We start from the raw sequence: 4930 nt of genomic DNA, 5'->3' as shown, positions 1-4930 counted from the left end.
ACGCACTCGCCGATGCCGCCGGCGACCGGCGGACAGCCGTCCGGCGGTCTCCCGCAGCCCGGCGGCGGCTCGCGCGGCTACTCGCCGATCGGCTCCAACCCGACCCAGGGCAGCCTGCCCGGGCGCGCCATGCCGGTCCACGACGACCCGTCCGACGACGAGGTCGACGTCCCGCCGTTCATGCGGCGCTAGGACTACTACGTTCCGTGAAGGCCTCCTTACCGGCGATACAGGCCGGTAAGGAGGCCTTCACGGCATTGGGGAAACGGCTCCGTGTTGACCGGCTGCCAGCGCCCCAAGGCGGCCTTGGTTGCGTGAGACGCACCCAAGGCGGCCTTCGGTGCGTCTGACGCACCGAAGGCCACATTGGGGCGCTGGGGTCGGGACCTTCGCGGTGTTTGGGAGGATGAAGGCATGCGGGTTCGGCGAGTGGTGACCACCAGGGCGGGCGGCGCGTCGCGGCCGCCGTACGACACCTTCAACCTGGGGGACCACGTCGGCGACGACGAGGGGAACGTCTACGCCAACCGCAAGCGCCTGGCGGCCGAGCTGGGCCTGGCCGAGGACAAGCTGGCCTGGATGGAGCAGGTCCACGGCCGCACCGCGACCATCGTGGACGGCTCCGAGACCCGGGCCGCCGAAGCGACCGACGCGCTGGTGACCGCGACCCCGGGTGTCGCGCTCGTGGTGCTGGTCGCCGACTGCGTACCCATCCTGCTGGCCGACGCCGAGGCCGGCGTGGTCTCCGCGGTGCACGCGGGCCGCGTCGGCACGCGCGTCGGCGTCGTCCCGGCCGCGGTCGCCGCGATGCGCGAGGCGGGCGCCGAGCCGCACCGGATCGAAGCCCTGCTCGGCCCGGCGATCTGCGGCGACTGCTACGAGGTCCCCGCCGAAATGGCCGCCGACGTCGAGAAGCACGTCCCTGGTACCGCGTGCAAGACCCGCAAGGGCACGCCCGGGCTCGACCTGCGCGCCGGGCTCTGGCGCCAGCTCGCCGACCTCGGCGTCGGCAAGATCGGCGTCGACCCGCGCTGCACGAACGAGGACAAGACGCTGTTCAGCTACCGCCGCGACGGGACGACCGGGCGGATCGCGGGCATCACCTGGGTCGAGGCATGACCGACCGGAAGGCCGAGCTGGCCGCGAACCTGGCCGAGGTCGAAGACCGGATCGCCGCCGCGTGCCGGGCCGCCGGGCGCGCCCGCGACGAGGTCAAGCTGATCGCGATCACGAAGACCTTCCCGGCGTCCGACGTCGCCCTGCTCGCCGAGCTCGGCGTCACCGACGTCGGCGAGAACCGCGACCAGGAGGCGGGCCCGAAGGCCGCCGAAGTCCCCGGGCTGCGCTGGCACATGGTCGGCAGGCTCCAGCGGAACAAGGCACGCTCCGTGGTCGGCTGGGCGAACGAGGTGCAGTCCCTCGACTCGGCCCGGCTCGCCGACGCGCTGGCGAAGGCGGTGCGTGCGGTCCGGGACGCGCAGATACGTGACGAACCCCTCGACGTGCTGATCCAGGCGAGCCTCGACGACGACCCCGCGCGCGGTGGCTGCCCCCTCGACGAGCTGGGCGCACTCGCCGAGCATGTCACCCACATGGATGAGCTGCGGCTTCGCGGGCTGATGGCCGTGGCCCCGCTCGGCGCCGACCCCGCCGCCGCCTTCGACCGCCTCGCTCGCGCGGGGGAGGCGCTCCGCAAAGATCACCCGAATGCCGCAACCGTGTCCGCTGGGATGAGCCATGATCTCGAGCAGGCGATCACGCACGGCTCCACCTGTGTGCGTGTCGGAACCGCGTTGCTCGGTGGACGCGGTTTAGCCTCGCCGTAGGGAGCTCGCACGGCCGTCACGTTTAGTGGTCGTCCGCGCGGGGCACTGACGGCGTGGAGAATCGTTGGTGCGGGAGCGGCTAGGGCTAGGGAGAGGCATGAGCGCGCTGCAGAAGCTGAAGGCCTACTTCGGGATGGTGCCCGCTGACGACGACGGTTACGACGTCGAGGACGACTACCGACGCGGTTACGACGACGAGTACGACTCCTACGAGGAGCCTGCTCCGCGGTCGTCGCGTTCACGGTACCGCGACGTCGACGACACGTACGACGAGCCTGTCAGCCGCAGTCGGTCACGCTCCGTGGCCACCGCGGAGCCGGCCGTCCACGGCGCGCTCGCGATGGACCGGCAACCGGAACCCGTGGCGCGGCTGCGGCCGGTCACGGAGCCTGTCGTGCGGCAGCCGGTGCGTGACCCGTTGAGCCGGATCACCACGCTGCACCCGACCAGCTACGCGGAGGCGCGGGCGATCGGGGAGCACTACCGCGAAGGCATCCCGGTGATCATGAACCTCACCGAGATGGAGAACGCGGACGCCAAGCGGCTCGTCGACTTCGCCGCCGGGCTGGCCTTCGCGCTGCGCGGGTCGATGGACAAGGTCACCAACAAGGTGTTCCTTCTCTCACCGCCCGATGTGGACGTGACCGCCGAAGACCGTCGGCGGATCGCCGAAGGGGGATTGTTTTTGCGGGGCTGAAGTCGCGCGGACCGCTGAGCGCAAGCAGACGTGATTTTGTCGACTCGATGCGGCGTCGACCCCCCTTGACTGCGTCTCATGCCCGGACGCCTGGTTAGAGTAGGTACGTGGAAGCTGTGTGGCTGGTCGTCTGGTACGTGCTGTTCGCCTTCTGGCTGCTGCTGACGGCGCGGATCGTGGTCGAACTCGTCCGGACGTTCGCGCGTGAGTGGCATCCCGCCGGTGGGGTTGCGGTGACGCTCGAGACCATCTACACAGTGACGGACCCGCCGGTCCGATTGTTCAGGAGGATCATTCCGATGGTCCGGATCGGCGGCGTCGGACTGGACTTGTCGATTATGGTGCTGCTGTTGGTTGTGTTCTTCGCGATGCAACTGGCGACTCCAAGTTGATCGGGGAGACTTGGGTGGACCCTGCAGGCCATGGAGTGCGTGAGGTGATCTGATGTCGTTGACCCCCGCTGACGTGCATAACGTTGCGTTCAGCAAGCCGCCCATCGGCAAGAGGGGCTACAACGAGGACGAGGTGGACGCGTTCCTCGACCTGGTGGAGACCGAGCTGGCCCGCTTGATCGAGGACAACAACGAGCTGCGCCAGCAGATGGAGCAGCTCGACGCCGAGCTCGAGTCGACTCGGAGCGAGCTCGACAGCGCCAAGTCGGCGCCCCCGATGCGTGAAGAGCCTTCGCGGCGGCTCGCCCCGGTGCCGCCGCCGCAGTCCGCCATGGAGCAGACCCAGGCGCACTCGATGGTCGGCGACAGCACGGAGCCGAACGTGCAGGCCGCCAAGGTCCTGGGTCTCGCCCAGGAAATGGCCGACCGGCTGACCGCCGAGGCGAAGACCGAGTCCGACGGGATGCTGGCCGAGGCCCGCACCAAGTCCGAGCAGCTGCTCTCGGACGCACGGGCGAAGTCCGACTCGATGGTCAACGAGGCCCGCACCCGCGTCGACACGATGCTGAACGACGCGCGGACCCGTGCGGAGACCCTGGAGCGCCAGGCGCGCGACAAGGCGACGACGCTCGAGCGCGAGTCGCAGCGCAAGTACACCGAGACGATGAACAGCCTCAACTCCGAGAAGAGCGGGCTGGGCAAGAAGATCGAAGAGCTGCGCACGATCGAGCGGGAGTACCGCACGAGGCTGCGCGGGTTCCTCGAGTCCCAGCTGCGCGAGCTCGACGACCGCGGTTCCGCCGCACCCGCGTCGGCCTCGTCCGGCTCGAGCCAGTCGTCCGGCTCCTCCAGCGGCGGCCAGGGCTACTCCTTCGGCCCGCGCGCCGAAGCCGGCTGAGTTTCGTCCGTGCCCGCCCCGCCGGTGTGAGCCGGCGGGGCAGGCCACGGTTCGGAGTCGATCCGGTACGGCACGTGGGTGGGTCGCGGTCCGATCTTGCCCGGTTCGTGTTGTAATGCAGCGTGCTTTACATAGTGCTGGTCCTGGTACTGGCGGCTCTGGGGTTGCTCGTCACCGCGCTGATCACCGCATCGTCGTTGTGGGCGTGGGTTTCCATCGGCCTGTCGGTACTGGCGGGCCTGCTCCTGGTGGCCGACTGGCTGCGCCGCCGTCGCCGTTCTTCGGCGGTCCCGGCAGCCGCTCCCGAGGCCGAGCCAGTTCCGGAGACCGAGCAGGCTCCGGAGGCTGAGGAGCAGACCACGCTCATCCCGAAGGCCGGTGAGCTGGGCGACCCGGCGGACACGCCGGAGCCTGTTGCGGAAGAGCCGGCCGAGCCGGATGAGGAAGAGACCCCGGCTGACGACATCGCTGTTCTGGCGGACCTCGACGACGAGGTCGTGGTCGTCGACGAGCACCCGCGCTACCACTTGAGGGCCTGCCCGTGGCTGGGCACCCGCGAACTCATCCCGATCGGCATCGGCGAGGCCCGCCAGCTCGGCTTCACCCCCTGCGCCCGGTGCACGCCGGACGCGACCCTGGTGGCCGCGCACCGCTGACACCCGTTGGTCGGGCCGCGGCCCGTACTCCGCTCGGCCGCCGCGAGCTTGCTCGCCGAACCGCCCGGCAATCGGCCGCGTCGGTTTGTGCCGCTCCTCGGCGTCGTGGCGCGGCCGCCGCTCAGGCCGCCAGGTCGGCCAACCCCAAGTGCGTCTCCAACGCCCGCGCCCCCTCCGACGTGAGCCGAAGCGCGCGGTGTGCCTCCGCACGCCGCCGGACCCAGCCAGCCTCCAGAAACCGCGTCGCCACCGCAGCACCCAACGCGCCCGCCAGGTGGTGGCGCTGCTCGCTCCAGTCCAGACAAAACTTCAGCAACGGCCGCCGCGCAGACGACGCTGCCGCGAGGTCGACGCCCAGCGCGTCGAACACCGGCTCCGCGGCCGGGCCCAGCGTGTACGGGTGCTCGCGCAGCGGGGCCGAGATCCGGTCGCCCGCCCGGCGTCGCGTGTCCGGTGCGCCG

Annotated in this window: 6 protein-coding genes and 2 pseudogenes; 7 read left to right on the top strand and 1 reads right to left on the bottom strand. The window is 70.6% G+C overall.

Features of this window, described 5'->3' with window-relative positions; genetic code table 11:
• The 7 genes and pseudogenes from G3I65_RS14275 to G3I65_RS14245 all read left to right on the top strand — a co-directional run.
• A pseudogene (locus G3I65_RS14275) lies at positions 1-192 on the top strand (cell division protein FtsZ); the annotation flags it as partial.
• A 222-nt stretch (positions 193-414) separates the two neighbouring features.
• Entirely contained in the window at positions 415-1119 is a 705-nt protein-coding gene (pgeF, locus tag G3I65_RS14270) for a peptidoglycan editing factor PgeF (protein ID WP_160696541.1), read from the top strand.
• A complete protein-coding gene (locus tag G3I65_RS14265) occupies positions 1116-1826 on the top strand; it encodes a YggS family pyridoxal phosphate-dependent enzyme (RefSeq protein ID WP_160696540.1) in 711 nt (236 codons plus the stop codon). Before pgeF ends, G3I65_RS14265 begins: the two co-directional genes overlap by 4 nt.
• A 97-nt stretch (positions 1827-1923) precedes the next feature.
• Positions 1924-2523 carry a cell division protein SepF gene (locus G3I65_RS14260; RefSeq protein WP_125310345.1) on the top strand — a complete coding sequence of 200 codons (600 nt, stop codon included), beginning with the start codon at positions 1924-1926 and terminating at the stop codon, positions 2521-2523.
• A 116-nt stretch (positions 2524-2639) separates the two neighbouring features.
• Positions 2640-2915: a YggT family protein gene (locus tag G3I65_RS14255; protein WP_013224824.1), complete on the top strand. Its 276-nt coding sequence runs from the start codon at positions 2640-2642 to the stop codon at positions 2913-2915.
• 52 nt (positions 2916-2967) lie between these two features.
• Positions 2968-3813, top strand: coding sequence for a DivIVA domain-containing protein (locus G3I65_RS14250; protein WP_160696539.1), 846 nt, complete (start codon positions 2968-2970; stop codon positions 3811-3813).
• Positions 3814-3935: 122 nt separating this feature from the next.
• The gene (locus tag G3I65_RS14245; RefSeq protein WP_160696538.1) at positions 3936-4469 is read left to right on the top strand and encodes a hypothetical protein; all 534 of its coding nucleotides are present in this window, start codon (positions 3936-3938) and stop codon (positions 4467-4469) included.
• A 121-nt stretch (positions 4470-4590) separates the two neighbouring features.
• On the opposite strand, the pseudogene G3I65_RS14240 reads toward G3I65_RS14245, so the two are convergent.
• A pseudogene (locus G3I65_RS14240) lies at positions 4591-4930 on the bottom strand (transcriptional regulator); the annotation flags it as partial.

Source organism: Amycolatopsis sp. SID8362 (genome assembly GCF_010550475.1).
Taxonomy (GTDB): Bacteria; Actinomycetota; Actinomycetes; order Mycobacteriales; family Pseudonocardiaceae; genus Amycolatopsis; species Amycolatopsis eburnea.
This window is presented reverse-complemented; position numbering and strand designations above follow the sequence as displayed.

What these genes read in the sequence shown, in the direction of transcription:
- pgeF (WP_160696541.1), top strand. Translation starts at nt 415, where the DNA reads ATGCGGGTTCGGCGAGTGGTGACCACCAGGGCGGGCGGCGCGTCGCGG.
- G3I65_RS14265 (WP_160696540.1), top strand. Translation starts at nt 1,116, where the DNA reads ATGACCGACCGGAAGGCCGAGCTGGCCGCGAACCTGGCCGAGGTCGAA.
- G3I65_RS14260 (WP_125310345.1), top strand. Translation starts at nt 1,924, where the DNA reads ATGAGCGCGCTGCAGAAGCTGAAGGCCTACTTCGGGATGGTGCCCGCT.
- G3I65_RS14250 (WP_160696539.1), top strand. Translation starts at nt 2,968, where the DNA reads ATGTCGTTGACCCCCGCTGACGTGCATAACGTTGCGTTCAGCAAGCCG.